Annotated in this window: 10 protein-coding genes, 2 pseudogenes and 3 CRISPR repeat arrays (1 of these 15 cut by a window edge); of the genes and pseudogenes, 8 read left to right on the forward strand and 4 right to left on the reverse strand. The window is 56.6% G+C overall.

Translation table 11 applies throughout. The annotated features are described in order from the left end of the window. A CRISPR array of direct repeats spans positions 1-2022; the repeat unit is 30 nt; unit sequence GTTCCAGACGCACCCTTGTGGGGTTGAAGC; it begins 561 nt to the left of the window's first position. 94 nt (positions 2023-2116) lie between these two features. From cas4 to cas2, 3 genes and pseudogenes are all read left to right on the forward strand, one after another. Continuing rightward, positions 2117-2674, forward strand: coding sequence for a CRISPR-associated protein Cas4 (gene cas4 / locus NGM06_RS20595; RefSeq protein WP_379793596.1), 558 nt, complete (start codon positions 2117-2119; stop codon positions 2672-2674). Between the two features lie 2 nt (positions 2675-2676). Further along, positions 2677-3673 (forward strand): annotated as a pseudogene (gene cas1b, locus NGM06_RS20600) (type I-B CRISPR-associated endonuclease Cas1b). A gap of 4 nt (positions 3674-3677) precedes the next feature. After that, positions 3678-3935: a CRISPR-associated endonuclease Cas2 gene (gene cas2 / locus NGM06_RS20605; RefSeq protein ID WP_254270593.1), complete on the forward strand. Its 258-nt coding sequence runs from the start codon at positions 3678-3680 to the stop codon at positions 3933-3935. A 100-nt stretch (positions 3936-4035) separates the two neighbouring features. Next, positions 4036-7829: a CRISPR direct-repeat array (repeat unit 30 nt; unit sequence GTTCCAGACGCACCCTTGTGGGGTTGAAGC). 101 nt (positions 7830-7930) lie between these two features. Next, positions 7931-8288: a CRISPR direct-repeat array (repeat unit 30 nt; unit sequence GTTCCAGACGCACCCTTGTGGGGTTGAAGC). Between the two features lie 77 nt (positions 8289-8365). On the opposite strand, the gene NGM06_RS20610 is transcribed toward cas2, so the two are convergent. The 4 genes from NGM06_RS20610 to NGM06_RS20625 all read right to left on the reverse strand — a co-directional run bounded on the left by NGM06_RS20610 (position 8366) and on the right by NGM06_RS20625 (position 12931). Continuing rightward, complete coding sequence (locus tag NGM06_RS20610) at positions 8366-11560, reverse strand: DUF5817 domain-containing protein (protein ID WP_254270611.1); 3195 nt, start codon at positions 11558-11560, stop codon at positions 8366-8368. A gap of 272 nt (positions 11561-11832) precedes the next feature. Then, a complete protein-coding gene (locus tag NGM06_RS20615; RefSeq protein WP_254270596.1) occupies positions 11833-12216 on the reverse strand; it encodes a helix-turn-helix domain-containing protein in 384 nt (127 codons plus the stop codon). Beyond that, positions 12216-12611, reverse strand: a complete 396-nt coding sequence (locus NGM06_RS20620; protein ID WP_254270597.1) for a hypothetical protein — start codon at positions 12609-12611, stop codon at positions 12216-12218. The genes NGM06_RS20615 and NGM06_RS20620 overlap by 1 nt, the downstream gene beginning before the upstream one ends. Next, entirely contained in the window at positions 12608-12931 is a 324-nt protein-coding gene (locus NGM06_RS20625) for a helix-turn-helix transcriptional regulator (protein ID WP_254270598.1), read from the reverse strand. The genes NGM06_RS20620 and NGM06_RS20625 overlap by 4 nt, the downstream gene beginning before the upstream one ends. A 335-nt stretch (positions 12932-13266) precedes the next feature. Between NGM06_RS20625 and NGM06_RS24540 the strand changes: the two genes are divergently transcribed. The 5 genes and pseudogenes from NGM06_RS24540 to NGM06_RS20645 all read left to right on the forward strand — a co-directional run bounded on the left by NGM06_RS24540 (position 13267) and on the right by NGM06_RS20645 (position 17089). After that, a complete protein-coding gene (locus tag NGM06_RS24540) occupies positions 13267-13536 on the forward strand; it encodes a winged helix-turn-helix domain-containing protein (protein ID WP_497007250.1) in 270 nt (89 codons plus the stop codon). 525 nt (positions 13537-14061) lie between these two features. Further along, entirely contained in the window at positions 14062-15252 is a 1191-nt protein-coding gene (locus tag NGM06_RS20630; protein ID WP_254270612.1) for a hypothetical protein, read from the forward strand. Position 15253: 1 nt separating this feature from the next. Beyond that, positions 15254-15610, forward strand: a complete 357-nt coding sequence (locus tag NGM06_RS20635) for a hypothetical protein (RefSeq protein ID WP_254270601.1) — start codon at positions 15254-15256, stop codon at positions 15608-15610. Positions 15611-15707: 97 nt separating this feature from the next. Further along, positions 15708-15800, forward strand: a pseudogene (locus tag NGM06_RS20640) (ribonuclease H); the annotation flags it as partial. A gap of 443 nt (positions 15801-16243) precedes the next feature. Next, positions 16244-17089: a hypothetical protein gene (locus NGM06_RS20645; RefSeq protein ID WP_254270602.1), complete on the forward strand. Its 846-nt coding sequence runs from the start codon at positions 16244-16246 to the stop codon at positions 17087-17089. Positions 17090-17399 lie beyond the last annotated feature (310 nt).

The following is a 17399-nucleotide window of genomic DNA, read 5'->3' on the forward strand; positions in this document are numbered from 1 at the left end:
GAGCGGTCGCGGGTCATAGTCCGTCAAGTTCCAGACGCACCCTTGTGGGGTTGAAGCGTCAAACCCGTGTACGAACTCTCGAAAGAGGAGTGTTCCAGACGCACCCTTGTGGGGTTGAAGCGCGCGGCCCAGCGTCGACGCCGACAGACACGTCCGAGTTCCAGACGCACCCTTGTGGGGTTGAAGCTCATATATCTTCCCCGGCGCGAAGAAAGGGCCAGGGGTTCCAGACGCACCCTTGTGGGGTTGAAGCTCATATATCTTCCCCGGCGCGAAGAAAGGGCCAGGGGTTCCAGACGCACCCTTGTGGGGTTGAAGCGACCTCGGGGACGCTTCGAGCGCCAGCGACCCGGGTTCCAGACGCACCCTTGTGGGGTTGAAGCGTCGGGGCCCGGCTTGCCAACCGTTCGCCCGACGCGTTCCAGACGCACCCTTGTGGGGTTGAAGCGTGCTGTCGCTGGCGGGCAAGGACGTCGGCGACTCGCGTTCCAGACGCACCCTTGTGGGGTTGAAGCGACGTCGTCATCTGTGATCCGCCCGCGACGAGCGGCGTTCCAGACGCACCCTTGTGGGGTTGAAGCGTCGAACGGTACGCCGACGAGTTGAGCGTCCAACGTTCCAGACGCACCCTTGTGGGGTTGAAGCGCGCCTGAGGGCGAGACGCTGCGACTCCCCGGAGTTGTTCCAGACGCACCCTTGTGGGGTTGAAGCACGAGTTTCGGATATCTGGCGGCGTTGGCGATTGTGTTCCAGACGCACCCTTGTGGGGTTGAAGCTGGAACTTCAGGACGATTCCGCCTAGGATGAAGGTTCCAGACGCACCCTTGTGGGGTTGAAGCGTGAGACTCGCCGCCGTTGATACCGTCAAAAAACTGTTCCAGACGCACCCTTGTGGGGTTGAAGCTCAGCGCGCTGAACTTTCCGGCGATGGTCCTGATGTGTTCCAGACGCACCCTTGTGGGGTTGAAGCTCCGGCAAGCGCGTGGTCGGCCCGGACGCTGGCGAGTTCCAGACGCACCCTTGTGGGGTTGAAGCGTCGGTGGCCTCCGTCCGGGCGGAGCGTTAGCGTCCCGTTCCAGACGCACCCTTGTGGGGTTGAAGCAACCCGATTATCCGGTAAAAGCGTTTCCGGCTTATGTTCCAGACGCACCCTTGTGGGGTTGAAGCGGCCGTTTACCATCCCGGCCGCGGACCTCAACCGTGTTCCAGACGCACCCTTGTGGGGTTGAAGCGTCGGTGGCCTCCGTCCGGGCGGAGCGTTAGCGTCCCGTTCCAGACGCACCCTTGTGGGGTTGAAGCAACCCGATTATCCGGTAAAAGCGTTTCCGGCTTATGTTCCAGACGCACCCTTGTGGGGTTGAAGCGGCCGTTTACCATCCCGGCCGCGGACCTCAACCGTGTTCCAGACGCACCCTTGTGGGGTTGAAGCTCGACCCTCTGAGCGACGAGGTCATCGAGCGGCCGAGTTCCAGACGCACCCTTGTGGGGTTGAAGCCAGCGTCTCGACATCTCAGACGGCCGAACGGAGGTGTTCCAGACGCACCCTTGTGGGGTTGAAGCGACGGCTCGATCTCCTACAACCTGAAGGCAAACGGCGTTCCAGACGCACCCTTGTGGGGTTAAAGCATCACCGCCGACACCATGTCGCTGTTGTCGTAGAGCGGTTCCAGACGCACCCTTGTGGGGTTGAAGCGTCGCGGGCGTCACTACGGCCCAGTTCGCGCTCGGGGTTCCAGACGCACCCTTGTGGGGTTGAAGCGCGGAGATTTGCCGCGTGACCATGAAGCTCTGGTTCCAGACGCACCCTTGTGGGGTTGAAGCGTCGGATAATCGCTCCGAGCGCGAGCTTCACGAGTGCGTTGGTTCCAGACGCACCCTTGTGGGGTTGAAGCAGCCAGCGACTCCTGCGCGCCGTAGGAGAGGCGACCGTTCCAGACGCACCCTTGTGGGGTTGAAGCTGGGACACCAAAGCCGGTACGGCGGCCATGCTCAGTTCCAGACGTACCCTTGTGGGGTTGAAGCGTGTTTCCCTCGTATTCCCTCGAAGGAACAAGGTTGTTCCAGATGTAGTATCTCACGAAAGAACTTTAACTGAACAACATTTCTTCCAGATCTAATGGCTGAGGATGACAAAAGTAGCGTAGACCGTTATCTCGCCGCTGAGCGCGACCCCCACCGTGAACCGAAGATCCGGATAACAGGTCTGATGGTTCAGTACTATCACGTTTGTGAGCGCGAACTCTGGTTCATGTCTCGTGGGTTAGACATCGACCGTGGAACCACGAACATTCAGCGAGGAAGCTACGTCGACGAAAACAGTTACGACGACCGCCGGAAGTCGTACCAGATTAACGGCCGGATTCAACTCGACGTGCTCGACTCCGGCGACGTAATGGAGGTGAAGGTCTCTTCGACGCTGGAGAAGCCCGCTCGGATGCAACTGCTGTACTACCTCTGGTATCTCGAAGAAGTTCTCGAAATCGAGAAAGACGGCGTTCTCGCATATCCGAAGGAACGGAAACGCGAAAGCGTCGAACTAAACGACGAAACACGGTCAGAAATCGAAGACACCATCCGCGGGATCATCAGGGTGGTCGAACGCGACGCACCGCCAGCGTTAGAGAAGAAACCATACTGCGACGCTTGTCTCTACCAGGACATCTGTTGGGTATAACGATGCCAAAGGACAATCACCACATCTTCGCCGACGGCGAGTTGTCTCGAAACGAAGGCACCCTCCGAATTGATACCTTGGATGGTGAGACGAAATATCTCCCGGTCGAGAGCGTGGATACGCTGTATCTCCACGGCCAAATCGACTTCAACACGCGGGCACTCGGCCTGCTCAACGAACACGGCGTTCCGGTTCACGTGTTCGGGTGGAAAGACTACTACCGGGGGTCGTACCTTCCGAAGCGCGAGCAAGTCTCCGGAAACACGGTCGTCGAACAAGTTCGGGCGTACGACGACCACGACCGCCGACTCCGTATCGCTCACGACATCATCGCCGCTAGCATTCACAACATGCGGGCGAACATCCAGTACTACGACGGACGGAAAGAAGACTTCACAAGCGCAGTAGACCGCCTCAAAGAGCAGAAAGCGCGTGTCGAAGACACAACCGAAATCGACGAACTTCACGGTCTCGAAGCGACCGCACGGAAGATTTATTATCGGTGTTTCGACCGTATTCTCCGAGACCCCTTCGAGTTGACGAAGCGAGAATACAATCCGCCGACGAACGAAGCGAACGCCTTAATCTCGTTTCTGAACTCCATGGTGTACACAACGTGCGTGTCGGCGATTCGGAAGACGGCTCTCGACCCGACGATTGGGTTCGTCCATGAACCGGGCGAGCGTCGGTTCACGCTCTCGCTCGACATCGCGGATATCTTCAAGCCGATTCTCGCAGATAGGGTTTTGTTCCGACTCGTCAATCGCCAGCAGATTAGTATCGAAGACTTCGAAAGCGAGCTTGAAGGGTGTCTGCTTACTGAGGATGGCCGCGTGGCGGTTCTTGAGGCGTTCGAGGAAACGCTCGACCGGACGGTTGAACATCCACGACTTGAACGGAACGTGAGTTACAAGACGCTCGTTCAGAACTGACGTGTATAGCTTGAAGAAACACATCCTGACGGGTGAACCGTATCGGCCAACGGAGCGGTGGTGGTAACGTGATGGTGATCGTCGTCTACGACGTTCCGGCAGAGCGAACTCGGATTTACCGAAAACTCCTGCGTCGGCGACTCGAACACCTCCAGCAATCCGTCTTCTATGGTGATCTCACCCAAGGACAAATAACCGAGATGAAAAACGAAATCCGAACAAAGTTAGATTCAGATGATTCGGTTATCGTGTTTGAAGCGGGGTCGTCAGCAATCGTCGATTACACGACGTTCGGAGACACCGACGAACCCGGAAGTCGGTTTACCTAATCTCCGTCGACCCCCGGGGGTTTGGGGTGAATTGAGGGTCGACGGAAACACTTGTATGTGTTCGCCCACGAGAGCCTATCAAGCCGGGAAATCCGGCATGGTTCCAGATGCACCCTTGTGGGGTTGAAGCTCGCGCAGTTCGCGGAACGACGCGACCACGTCGTCGTGTTCCAGATGCACCCTTGTGGGGTTGAAGCCCGGATGGCGCAGTTCACATGCAGTGGCGGAATGCGGGTTCCAGATGCACCCTTGTGGGGTTGAAGCCACTTCACGAGGACACGGTCGAGAAGTATCTTCGTCGTTCCAGATGCACCCTTGTGGGGTTGAAGCATATCGTCCGTGGACTGGCCGCCGTCGGCGCGGGCGTTCCAGATGCACCCTTGTGGGGTTGAAGCGCGAACGCGAGCCCGGACGACCCGGGCGCGGTCGTGTTCCAGATGCACCCTTGTGGGGTTGAAGCGTTTGACTGGTGGTGTTCGCCCCGGGCGTCGTGTCGGTTCCAGATGCACCCTTGTGGGGTTGAAGCGACTTGATGTCGGTCCACGTCCCGCCGTCCCGACTGAGTTCCAGATGCACCCTTGTGGGGTTGAAGCAGATACCATCAGGCACGCACCTCCGTTCGGTCAAGTTCCAGATGCACCCTTGTGGGGTTGAAGCGCTGGTTCTATCCCTCACTGAAACTGAAAAGAAGTAGTTCCAGATGCACCCTTGTGGGGTTGAAGCTAATGGTATTCAGTCCCACAGCAATCGTCCCTGAAGTTCCAGATGCACCCTTGTGGGGTTGAAGCATCGTCGAGAAGTCGCGGGGGCGCTCGCCGTTGTTCCAGATGCACCCTTGTGGGGTTGAAGCTTGGGTTGAGAGAGGCGACGACAGTGTCGCCGCCGTGTTCCAGATGCACCCTTGTGGGGTTGAAGCACGTGGTCCCGCGTCACGACCGTCCGACGCGGATCGGTTCCAGATGCACCCTTGTGGGGTTGAAGCGACGGAAGGCCTCGCCGAACCAGTCGTCCACGAACTGTTCCAGATGCACCCTTGTGGGGTTGAAGCCTCCAGTGTCTCGCCCATAACGAAAAAGCACGCGAGAGTTCCAGATGCACCCTTGTGGGGTTGAAGCTGAATCAGGTAGCCGGAGAACAGTAACGTGATAACGGTTCCAGATGCACCCTTGTGGGGTTGAAGCCCGGATAGGCTTTCACACCCGTCAGACTCCCAACTTGTTCCAGATGCACCCTTGTGGGGTTGAAGCGTCACGAGGTCGAACCCCTCGCGGTCGTAGTACTCGCGTTCCAGATGCACCCTTGTGGGGTTGAAGCGAGGTAGACGACCGTTCCCTCAAGTCGGTGTTCCGAGTTCCAGATGCACCCTTGTGGGGTTGAAGCGTCGTTCCGGTTAGCGCAGGTGGCGACGAAGAATTTGTTCCAGATGCACCCTTGTGGGGTTGAAGCTTCTGGTAGACGAGACGGCCGCCACACTCCGGGCGTTCCAGATGCACCCTTGTGGGGTTGAAGCAACCGCTCACCCACTCCGAGCATAGCAAACTACACGCGGTTCCAGATGCACCCTTGTGGGGTTGAAGCGTGGCGCTTCGCCCGAATCACTCCGCTCGCCGTCTTGTTCCAGATGCACCCTTGTGGGGTTGAAGCCAGTTCCAAATTCCGCGAGACGACTGGAACTCATGGGTTCCAGATGCACCCTTGTGGGGTTGAAGCCCGGAGTCTGGTCGCCTGGCAAGGGCTGGACGGTGTTCCAGATGCACCCTTGTGGGGTTGAAGCTCAGGACCGCGTCGACTTCTGGGAAGAACATTTGACGGTTCCAGATGCACCCTTGTGGGGTTGAAGCGTTCGTAATCGACCCGATTACGCGGGCCAGACGGGAGACAGAGTTCCAGATGCACCCTTGTGGGGTTGAAGCGCCCCGCTGCTGGTGCTAACCACCACCATCGCGGGCGTTCCAGATGCACCCTTGTGGGGTTGAAGCGCCGGTCGTTCGTCGATGTGTCGTGTCATGAGTCTGCGTTCCAGATGCACCCTTGTGGGGTTGAAGCTACTCAGGGGTCCTCGGCGTCGTCCGGTTCATCAACGGTTCCAGATGCACCCTTGTGGGGTTGAAGCAACAGCCGGTCCTGGTCACGGTCCAGCACGTCCAGGTTCCAGATGCACCCTTGTGGGGTTGAAGCGGTGGTGGTTTCGTCGCTCATCTCGGATTCGTCGGGTTCCAGATGCACCCTTGTGGGGTTGAAGCACTCCGTCGGACCTCAACGACGGCGAACTGACCGCGGTTCCAGATGCACCCTTGTGGGGTTGAAGCCGACGTGGAACTGCTCACGTCGGTCTCGGCCTCGGGTTCCAGATGCACCCTTGTGGGGTTGAAGCCCGAGCGAGACCTTGCCCGCCGGACCGAGCGAATCGGTTCCAGATGCACCCTTGTGGGGTTGAAGCGCGCTGTCGCTCGACGGCGTCGCGGTGATGCTGGTGTTCCAGATGCACCCTTGTGGGGTTGAAGCTGGGCGGGGGCGCGAGGGCGGCCATGCGTGCGCAGGTTCCAGATGCACCCTTGTGGGGTTGAAGCATCTACGAGTGCGATGGCTTCTGCGACGAGGGCCCGGTTCCAGATGCACCCTTGTGGGGTTGAAGCTTTCTCCGCGAGTCCCTCGGCTACCCGAGCGGCGTTGTTCCAGATGCACCCTTGTGGGGTTGAAGCGACTCCACGGGCCTGCAAGACGTCGAGTAGATGTGGTTCCAGATGCACCCTTGTGGGGTTGAAGCCGATTCGGAGAGTCTATTTGTCGACTAGAGTACCCGGTTCCAGATGCACCCTTGTGGGGTTGAAGCGCCCCAGATGGGTCTCTCTGTCGAGATAGGTATTAGTTCCAGATGCACCCTTGTGGGGTTGAAGCGCGCTCCAAGACTTATTTTCACTCGCTACAGACTGCCGTTCCAGATGCACCCTTGTGGGGTTGAAGCGACTTCGCGCACCGCGCCGAGGTCGTTCACACGTTGTTCCAGATGCACCCTTGTGGGGTTGAAGCATGTGCGCGACACCGGTCGGAAGCTCTTCGAGGCCGTGTTCCAGATGCACCCTTGTGGGGTTGAAGCGGTCCACATCGAGAGCGAAGGCGCATCGACCACCGCGTTCCAGATGCACCCTTGTGGGGTTGAAGCGGCGCACGCACTCGCGCACGGCCTCACTCCACGAGTTCCAGATGCACCCTTGTGGGGTTGAAGCGACGAAGGCGACCCGCGGCGGGAGCGCGTGACTCGTGGTTCCAGATGCACCCTTGTGGGGTTGAAGCAGTTTGTTCTCGCGGGGGTCGTACCCAGCGGCCTCGTTCCAGATGCACCCTTGTGGGGTTGAAGCATAAAATGCCTATTCACTAATCCTCAATTCTATTCTGTTCCAGATGCACCCTTGTGGGGTTGAAGCAGTTGCCAGCAGCGACGAAGCCGACGACGAGGGGAGTTCCAGACGCACCCTTGTGGGGTTGAAGCCCCGACGACACGCCGCCCTCAGAAGCCCTCGACCAGTTCCAGACGCACCCTTGTGGGGTTGAAGCTCGTGATCGGCCTGCTCGTCGTCGGCGCGAACCGCGGTTCCAGACGCACCCTTGTGGGGTTGAAGCACGTTCCGGTGGGAGGACCCGAACGGCGACGGTGCCGAACCGACGAAGTTCCAGACGCACCCTTGTGGGGTTGAAGCAAGATATCAAGTAGGATGGCTCAGAAAAACGACTCGTTCCAGACGCACCCTTGTGGGGTTGAAGCTGATGTAGAACGCGAGGCCGACACTCCCGGCGTAGTTCCAGACGCACCCTTGTGGGGTTGAAGCACCTTGCTGTCCGTGAATCGCCGGAGCCCGAGCGCCGTTCCAGACGCACCCTTGTGGGGTTGAAGCGCGAACCGCTACTCCGACATGAGCTGTCGGACGCTCGTTCCAGACGCACCTTGTGGGGTTGAAGCAAAAATGGTGGCTATCAGAACGCAGAGACCTACCAGAGTTCCAGACGCACCCATGTGGGGTTGAAGCGCGAAGGGCGTGCCTGCGTAGTCGTAGGCGGTTGGTTCCAGACGCACCCTTGTGGGGTTGAAGCACGCCATCGTTCGGGAAGTCGATGCCGATGCCGGTCGTTCCAGACGCACCCTTGTGGGGTTGAAGCTCGCCAGCATCCTGATTTATGTTGAGGATAGTGCCCTGTTCCAGACGCACCCTTGTGGGGTTGAAGCAGTGTCCCGCCGATCCAGTAGTCCTTGATCAGTGCGTTCCAGACGCACCCTTGTGGGGTTGAAGCTCTGGTCGTAGTGGTGGCGTTCTCGGGTCGCAACTAGTTCCAGATGCACCCTTGTGAGGTTGAAGCGGCGTCGACGTGATCTTCACTCTCCTAGAGTCCGCGGAGTTCCGGATGCACGGTGACCTACGTGACCTCGCCCTTGATTAGGGAGACGAGGCATAACTGCCCCGGCCTTGGATTCTCCTCGCGGATGCGACTTGGAGACTGAACTGGTCTGGCCGCCGACCGAACACGATGGCTTCTGGTGAGTCATCCGCGGACTCCATCGTGGTTTCAGCAGTTGCTATTTGGAGTGTCGAGAGCCACTTATCGAGGACCGGCCATGCGTCCTGTAACTCGTCGATATCGACCGGGTGCTGGAGCGCCGCTGAAACTGTTTGGATTGTCTCGCTATCCGGCGCGAGTTCATCCAGTAGTTCGAGAACAACCCCTCCGACAGACGCTATCCGGACGTCGTCGCGACACGTATCGCGGCGGGTGAACCACGGCCGGACGTCGGACTCTCCACTCTCCCGGAACGGAAGCGCAAGCCGAACTCCAGCACTGGTTTTCCGGACGAGGTCGAGTGCAACGAGACGGTCGCGGTGGTCGTACCAGGTTGCTCGGTCGACGCTTGCTCGGTCAGTCATCTCGGTCACGGACAGCGGGTCCTCAGCAGTCAGGAGCGTCGTGACGAGGGCTTGGACGCCCGGTGTTTCCCACGGGAGTATTCGGGCGTCATCGACGACTGCGAGTCCGTACCGGATTTCGTCGAGTCGGATATCGCGTTGGCGACTCTCGGGTTCGAGTCCGCAGATTGCGGCCGCGGCGTCGAACGGCGTGGCAGTAAAGAGTCGCAGGACTGAGACTGCACTCCGCGTCGGGGAGAGGTTTTTCGCTACACACATCCGTTCGACCGCCGCTGCGAATGCCGTCCGGTCAAGGTCGTCCGTCGCGACAACCGGCACTCGCACTTGGATTTCGGGCGCATCCTCGTGGAGTTCCTGTGGTGCCCGCAGACGGTTGCGGAGGTCCTCGACGAGTGCGACTTCTTTGTCGCCGAGGTTGCCGACGATGCAGACCGACCCAATCAGTTCGCCGAATGGGTCGTCGTAGTCGACGGACGGAGTAATCGCCGCGTCACGTTTCTTGTCGCGGGTTTCGAACAGTTGGCGGTAGATGGCAGCGTGACCGTATTTCGACTGGATAGCGATGCCGGTCGCGAGCGATTGGACGAGTATTTGACGCCGGTCGTCTCGGAGGATGTCGTTTCGGCCGGAGTTCTGGGTGGGGAGACGGACCTGCCGGACGACCTCAACGTCAACGAGGTCAAGGAGATGGACCATGGTGCTAGCGAGGCCGAGTGCTTCGCGGGTGATCGTCGAACGGAACTCGGCTTCGGAGCCTTCGAAGTCGCCGAGGGCGAGGGTGCGCGTCAACTCGCAGAGCTGCTCTTCTGCGGTTTGGAGTTCATCGAGATAGTCTGCGCCGTCCTCGACCGCGTCGGGGAGATGTGCGAGGCACCGCGAATCACGGAGAATATGGCGGTGGTCCGTAAGGAACGTTGAGAAGGTGTCGTGTTCGTCGAGGCGGTCGCCATCATCGAGGACGGCGGCGAACGTCCGCGGACTTGCTAACGCTCGGGCAATACACACCCAGTACTGGAGTGGCCCGTCGAATTCTGCACCGACAGTGAGGCGGTCCTGTTGGTAGTCGTAGTACCACCGGGGACTGCCGCGGTCGGCTTGTGGTTCAAGAGGGTAGTCCACGATGGCAACGCCGTTTTCGGGGGTTGAGGCGGCAGATGCGGTGGCGTTCCAACGGGGGAGCGGTTGGACGGTGTGGAGATGGGGCAGGCGGGTTCGGTCGGCGGTCTCCTCCGTCCCCCCGTCGTGTGTGCGCGGGGTTACACGGCTATCGTCGGAGGAATCCAACACGTTGCTAACGGACTCTTCGAGGGTTTGCTGGCGTGCGAGTTGCTCGTCCCTCCAGTCGAGATACGTGCGGCCCGCGGGCAGGAGTTCGACGTGTTTGTTGGTTCGTGGACCGAAGGTATCAACGAGGCCAAGGTCGCGGAGATGGCCCACGAGTTGGCGTCGGCGACTATCCGAGACGGTCAGCTTGCTATCTAGCGCAGAGTAGCTAAGCGTCTCGCTATCGTGGTTCGCTAGCCAGCGTAGGACTTGTTCTTCCGGACTGTCCCGGCCGAGGGTTTGTCGTGCCGCCTCGATGGTTTCGGTCCGGTGGCTACCAGCGGATGTGATGTCTTCTCGGCTAACGGGGAGGCGTGCGCCTTGGTCATCGTGCAGGTTGCGGAGTGTGAGTCGGGGACCGACAAGAACGAGGTCCGTGCCAGCGGACAGGGCGGTGAGGTAGTCCGCGACAGTCCGGCGCTGGCTTGCCCGCAGTTCCCAGAAATCGTCGGTGACCGTCGCCGCGATAGTTGGTGTCTCGTTGCTGAGCGCGAGCAGTCGGGGGATGATATGAGCGTCGTCGGTACTGGACCGCCCGGTCGCGACGTGCTGGAGTCGGTCGATAATCGTGAGTGCGGCGCGCTCACTCCCCTTGTGGAGTTGGGTGGCGAGCGCGGCAAGGTCGGTCTCGGAGAGGTCGAGGTCGTTCTCCTCCAGGACGGTCCGGAGTTCGTGGGATGGGTAGTCTGCGGCAAGGTCCTCAAGGACGGTGAGGATAGCCTGCTGAATACAGTCGTTGTCTATGACGACTCGCGAAAGCCGAGAGATTGGTTTATCTACTGTGACTGGGACGGCGTCAACTGGCGGCGTCTCCTGTTTGACCTGTATCGACCCGTCGGTTCCACGGTCCAACTCTGTGTCCACATCGGAGTCCTCGGAGAGAACGCGCTCAACTTCGGCAGCGTACCGGTCGTGATAGTCGGCGAAAGCATCTCTGGCTTCGTCGGCGTACAGGTCGTGATATCCGGCGAAAACCTCTGTGGCTTCGTCGGCGTACCGGTTGTGGTACTCGGCGAAAATTTCTGTGGCTTCGCCGGCGAACAGGTTGTAATACTTGGCTAAGACATTCTCTGCTTTGTCGGAGAGGAAGTCGGTGCGCCACTCTACGAGGTCGAATCGGGATTCGACTTCTTGTTCTTGCTCGGCGTACGGGCCGTGGGTGTCCTTGAAGTCTTGGTAGGCGTCGTTGTGGTCGGCGGCTCGTGCAACCAGTTGTGCGCGGGCTTCCGCGGCGACCGCGCGGTCGTCGCCTTCGTACTTGCTGTCTAACTTTGCTGTCTCGTGAGTCGTTCCGCAGTACGGGCAGTCGGCGGTGGCCTGCCCGCGGATATTTTCGGCGAGCCAGTAGTCGGTGCAGGTGCTACAGCCGACGACATGATAGGTCATCGACCCACCTCCCTGCAGCTAGAGCCAGTCACGCCGTCCGCTGACGTGTCCCCGGAGAGACGCGGTCGGTCTCGATGGCCGCCGGACTCTCGGACCCTCGGGACGACGTGTGGACGGCCGATGGACGTAGAGTGGACTCTGCGCGTGGGGGTGAGCTTGTCGCTGGGCATGGGGTGTGCGAGTGACGGCCTACGCGCTGCTGGACGTCGTGCCGTCGTCGATACCCCCGAGAAGTCGCCGTGGCGTGGCCCACAGCGCTCTCGTCGCAAGCATCAGGTCTCACCTCGCGTTCGTGGACGCACGTCGGAGCTAGGGAGCGCACACTCAGGAACGTCCATGTCGAGCGACTCGGCAGTCCGCAGGACCAACTCACTCAAAATGGCCTTCCCGTCCTCGGTCAACTCCACGGTGAAGCCGCGAGCGTCGTTCGGATGGTCGTCCTTCGTGGCGAGACCACTATCGACGAGTTCGTTGAGACGGGGATAGAACTGGCCGCCCTCAGTATTCGTTTGGCCGAGCGCTTCGAGTTCTCGTTTGACGTCTGCCCCGACGGGAGTTTCCTCTTCTTCGGTGTGGTTCGCCCGGTGGACAGCCCAGAGGAGGTCGCGTTTGTAACTCGTCAGGTCGCTCGCAATCCGTCTCCGGCGGCTCAACATCACTGGCCACCTCCGTTGTCCGCGTTGGCACGGCGGATGCGGTGACAGAACTGGCAGGGCGCGTACCGCTTGTTTTGGGCTTCGATTCGGGTGAGTTGCTGAAGTCCGTTGTCGGTGGTCGCCGGACAGAGCGGTTGGTTGTTCGCGTCGGTTTCGTGGTAGGCGTAACTCGTCGCTCGACGCGCCTGCTGGATGAGGACGGTCTCGGAGTCCGGGAAGGGGTCTTGTTCGGTGCGCCGGTCGAGTTCCTCCCGTGACGGGTCCGCGACTGTGTCCGGGTCAGGACAGGTGTGCGAGGAGAGTTGGACGGTGGGCGTGCCACAGTCCTCGCAGACATCGAACGTCTCCGGAATGGCCTCGTCTAAGTCCGGACCGAACCCAATGGGTTGTGTCATTCGGAGTCACCTCCGGTTAGCCCGACAGCGTTGGCGCGGCGTTTGGCGTGTTCGACGAGAAGCTGTCGGGCGTGGTCGGTCGTCGCGTACTCGTTGGTCCGGTCGTCCTTCCGGCCTTTCGTGATGAGGTTGCGCTCGACCAGTCGGTCGAGATTCTGATAGAGCCGACTATGGTTGAGGTCCTCGCCGTACACGCTGTCGAGACGCGCTTTGATAGTGAGACCTTTCGGCGGCTCACCGTCTTCGAGCGCGCAGACAGCGTACAGCAGGTCGCGCTCGAACGCCCGCAAGTCAGTGAGCGAGACTGTCTCGGCCGTCACGCCGCCACACCTCCCTGACCGCCGGTGAGTGCGATTGACGGACTATCCGCTCGTCGTGCGGGGGATTCAAGTCCCGCGTCGGTGAATGCGTACATGCTTCCGTAGTCTGGGTACGGGAGCGAACCGCGGACCCCGATGGTTCCAGCATCGGGTCCGCATCGTTTCTGCGATGCGTCAAACCGAGAGCGTCGAATCCGCGTCTCGTTCCCGTTGTTTCTCAGTTCATAACTAACGCAACTTAAATCTATACACTCATCTAAATGCCTAGGAACCCAAGTAAGTGTCTGAAGAATTGAATCACGCAAATTAAATTCTGGGCTTAAGAATGTCTCTCCATGGCTTTGGAAGAGAATGGGCCGACTGACGCACATCGAGCCATTCTCGAACTCTTGGCGCTTGACACCCCGCCTTCTTCGCGCTCCGATAAAATGCGGCTCTCTCCGAAATGTCTCACCCAGAGTGCTGGATACAAAGACTCTAGCCACATCGGCGTTACCTGCCGAGAGTTGCACGATGCGGAGTTGGTCGAGCGGGAGGACCCCGGCTACTATTCGATTACGTGGCGTGGCCGGGCGTACCTTGAGGGTGAGTTGACGCTCGACTGATTGGGAAGCGATACGCTCTTGCGGTGGAACTGGGGAGTGTTGCATGGTCCTGTGGCGATAGCTGTTGCTAGTCGGTGCTGGACTACTCGCGGAGCCTGTGCCAACGAAGGCCCGCGAACTCGGCCGCGATGCTGGACCCATCGCGATTCGTCTTCCTGCGAACCGTTACATCAGAAATGGAGCTGCTTGGTATTTTTAACTGTTCTGACTCTGTAATTTTGCCTTGTATTGAACCGAGGGGTATCTTGGATTGAGACAAGACAAATGCTATACCTTATGTATGCTGATCAACGTTGACCTAATTTGGTGGTCAATAAAACCTGTGATGGAAACTGTGCGGTTTAGAAGGAATATTATTAGTGGAATACCTGATTATGATAGTCACCCTAAGAATACCAATTTTACAGTTGACTTTTGTTTTTCATTTCCTCATATTACCATTGTTCTATAACAAACTCCCAGCCACAAGTGAAGGAATTAATATAGAATGATTAATTGTTATGGCTAGTGTTTAGGTGTCTTGTTATGGAAGGGGAAGTATACCTCATAGAGGAGGCTGTTGAAAAATTAGAACAAGAACACGAGTTTGGAGGCGTGAGGATTCATTGGTATTGGGAGGTCAAAGAGGACCCAGATGTATTCAAGCACGCCTCTTCTTTCATTAGCGAATCCCTTGACGAAGAATATGGTGAACTTGTTTTTACTACTAAGGAAAATCCTTGTCATGAGTCTTGTATATCTCCCGATCAGGGAAGTAGGACCGACGAAGTCCCTTTTGAGCCGATAGAAAAGGTCGAACTCCCGGTAAATGATCTCAAAGCGGCGATTGATGGTCGGAGGGAAGGTGCGATTTTGCGTGATCATCTCTTAGCGGACGGCGGGAATAATAATGATTTTATACCTAATAATACTTGGAGCAAAACTGAAGAGCATATTGAATCATATGAAGAAGCAAAGATTTTACCTAGTGAGTTAGTACAGGATCTTTTGTCAGGAGATCTACAATCTCTTTGGATAGCCTCCCTTACTGATCGATCTACTTTTGGTACCGTAGAAGAGTTCTGGGAAATTGAGGATATAATACATTCAGCAGAGTTGTCTGACAATCCAAAAGACAATGCGTATAGCGGACCTCTATTTGTATACAGTAGAAAAAGTCCCTCGTTGTTTGATGTGGAGGAATGGAGAAAAAGATTAGAGCCAAAGCAGGAGTCTGAAAATAGGGAAGAGCTTGTCCACCTTCGGTCCGAGATTAATGCGTTTTGGTCATATGATCGTCAGCTACGAAAGGCAGACGATGTGGTTGAGAAGATGAATGGAAATGGGTGGGAGAAAACGTGGCCCTCAAATTCGAGATACATTATAGCCCATGATGATGGAGGGATGGGGCCCCGTAAAGACAAAAAAGATACTGCAGTCCCTCATCCAAAGGCAGTCGCGCCTGCTGCTCACTTAACTACTGACCAGTGGCACATCCGAGTATTCAAAATCGGAAATTCTGTGGATAGTGGTTTTAGTGCAGCTGGTCAAATTCATTTTGACCCGTGGCACCATGGATACATTAACCCCAACAATACAAATTGGCAAATCAGTACCGGTAGAGATTTCATTAAACAGGAATGGACTGGGTATAATTTCAACACTCAGCTAGTTAAGGTTGGTAATTCAAGAGGGCCGAGCTATTTTGATGGGATGCCCGTTATGATTGAAAATTAATGTGGCCTTCAACGGACTTCATCAAAATGTGATTTACTACCCGTTTTTGGCCGGTTTAATCCACCTGCTACTTATATTATTATTATTTATTTTATTTGAGTATGATTCCAATGTCAGTACTAAAGTTAAGATTTGGATTGGTATTGGAATGATAGCTACTGGGATAGTTCCCACATTCTTATTCTCCTTATTCGGCCTTATTTCGCCTGTTATTTTCCTCCTGTTAGCTTTCTTACTAATGTTACGTGCAGAACTTGGTTCCGGTCTCGGTGAACCTTTAGGAGCAGTATATATCGGCCTATGGCCATTATTTTTATTAGTTTACATTTTAGTTGGTGTTATAGAGTATATTATATAATATATATTATAATATAAATAATTACAATTTATTTTTATAAGGTAGACGGTTGTGAAAGAAGTTTTTTGGAAGATCAAAATGGCGTCTTACGCTTGGATTAGCCAACGAAGTCCTCGCGAGTGTCAGCTATGAGGCGACCGCTACCGACGCTATCAACGACGCTGTCCCCGCCTCCGGTGGTCTCTTCGACTGTTAGTGGGAGAACTCAAGGTTTAGTCGCGGTGAGTGAAACAGACATGATTGGCGACGTTGGACCGCTCACGAAGGCCTACGGCCATCTGCACGACTCAAAATGTGTACAATTCTGGGATTGATTCCTGTGGTTTTACGACCCGTGTTGGTGAATCAATCAGATATAATTAACTGCCGTAGAACGAGATCATACAGAGTCGTTTTCACTCAGTGAGTGAATACCTAAGCGAATTCAAGGAAGGAATGAGATAGCTCTTTACTGGTGCTGATATAGGTCATAAAGTCTGATATGTGATTGGTTATATTATAGCGGATATGGATGTACCAGACGGAGGGAGTTCACGGCGGAATGTCCTCAAACTCACGGTTTCCCTTGGTACTAGTGGGCTTACGGCCCTCGCGGGTTGTTCTTCGCTTCAGTCAAGTATCGACTCTGGTTCGATGACAACGGCGCAATCGAATACACAGATAGACTCAACGACCGCCGGTGATTCGTCGAGTCAATCTCAACCCCCCTTCTCCCACCAATTTCTCCAGTCTATTCAGAATCTAAGCTCTGAAGACGGTAGTGGATTTGGAACGAGTATCGTTTCTGTAGATTTATCAGATATACGCGAGTATGAAGAGAAAGTTGGCGGTACAGTCCTCATACCGTCCAAAAGAGGCTGGGACGAAGGTGCGGTTAACTTCGACATTGAGAACATCAAGGCATACGGCAGTAGCTTCCCCAAAGCGGAGGTCGCTGTTATTCGCTTCAAGCAACAAGCTTTCCGTGAAGCACTTGCAACCCGTGCCGCAAAGCAAGAAGAATACAAGAATTGGGAAATTTGGTCTGCTACAGAGGCAAAGGATGTCTACGCCGTTCAGGAGGACACGGTTATTCGAATAGTAGGTGATGAATCCGTGAAACCTATACAGCGTGTAAAACGCCTACTTGTGGAGTATTCTGATGACAGCGATCAATTGTATACGAAAAATGTTGCATATGCAGACGTGGCTGACGCTGTTGCGGCCCCCTGGTCGATGGTAACCTCGGCCGTTCTCGACGACTTGTACCCGAAGGCTTCGTTCCTCGGCTCATCGTACCATTTTCCTGAACCGGGACGCATCAAAGTCGTGAGGGCACTTGGTTATCCGTCTGGCCAGAAGCCGGATAAAGAGAAAATCCGTAAAACGATGGCGGAGAACTCAGAACCCCTCAATGATCCCGTTGTGAAAGAAATGGGCGCGGCATTGGTAGCTTCCCAGACATTCGATGTGGAAGACCTCTTCAACGTAGATCGCTAATCAGACATCAAATATCCATAATCCGCCGAAATCGCATAACGGTATTCTCGACCATCAAGCGCACAGCGTAGATTGCCAGTTTCGTATCGGTCAAGGTAGGCGAGTATCTCATCGGTCGTCTCGGGTTAGACAGCAACTCCTTCCCGTGACCGTCGTTCAGCCACGCGATTTTTGCCTCGGCGAACTGCATGCGGTGGGACTCCCCGTGAGTGTCGGCTACGAAGTGGCGGCCACCACCGACACGATTAACGACGCTATCCCCGACTCCGCTAGTCGCTTCGACCACTAATAGGAGAACCCAAGGGTTAGT

It is taken from the genome of Halorussus aquaticus (assembly GCF_024218795.1).
GTDB classification, from domain to species: domain Archaea; phylum Halobacteriota; class Halobacteria; order Halobacteriales; family Haladaptataceae; genus Halorussus; species Halorussus aquaticus.

Coding starts and splice junctions, on each gene's coding strand:
- cas4 (WP_379793596.1), top strand. CDS start 2,117: ATGGCTGAGGATGACAAAAGTAGCGTAGACCGTTATCTCGCCGCTGAG.
- cas2 (WP_254270593.1), top strand. CDS start 3,678: ATGGTGATCGTCGTCTACGACGTTCCGGCAGAGCGAACTCGGATTTAC.
- NGM06_RS20610 (WP_254270611.1), bottom strand. CDS start 11,560: ATGACCTATCATGTCGTCGGCTGTAGCACCTGCACCGACTACTGGCTC.
- NGM06_RS20615 (WP_254270596.1), bottom strand. CDS start 12,216: ATGTTGAGCCGCCGGAGACGGATTGCGAGCGACCTGACGAGTTACAAA.
- NGM06_RS20620 (WP_254270597.1), bottom strand. CDS start 12,611: ATGACACAACCCATTGGGTTCGGTCCGGACTTAGACGAGGCCATTCCG.
- NGM06_RS24540 (WP_497007250.1), top strand. CDS start 13,267: ATGGCTTTGGAAGAGAATGGGCCGACTGACGCACATCGAGCCATTCTC.
- NGM06_RS20630 (WP_254270612.1), top strand. CDS start 14,062: ATGGAAGGGGAAGTATACCTCATAGAGGAGGCTGTTGAAAAATTAGAA.
- NGM06_RS20645 (WP_254270602.1), top strand. CDS start 16,244: ATGACAACGGCGCAATCGAATACACAGATAGACTCAACGACCGCCGGT.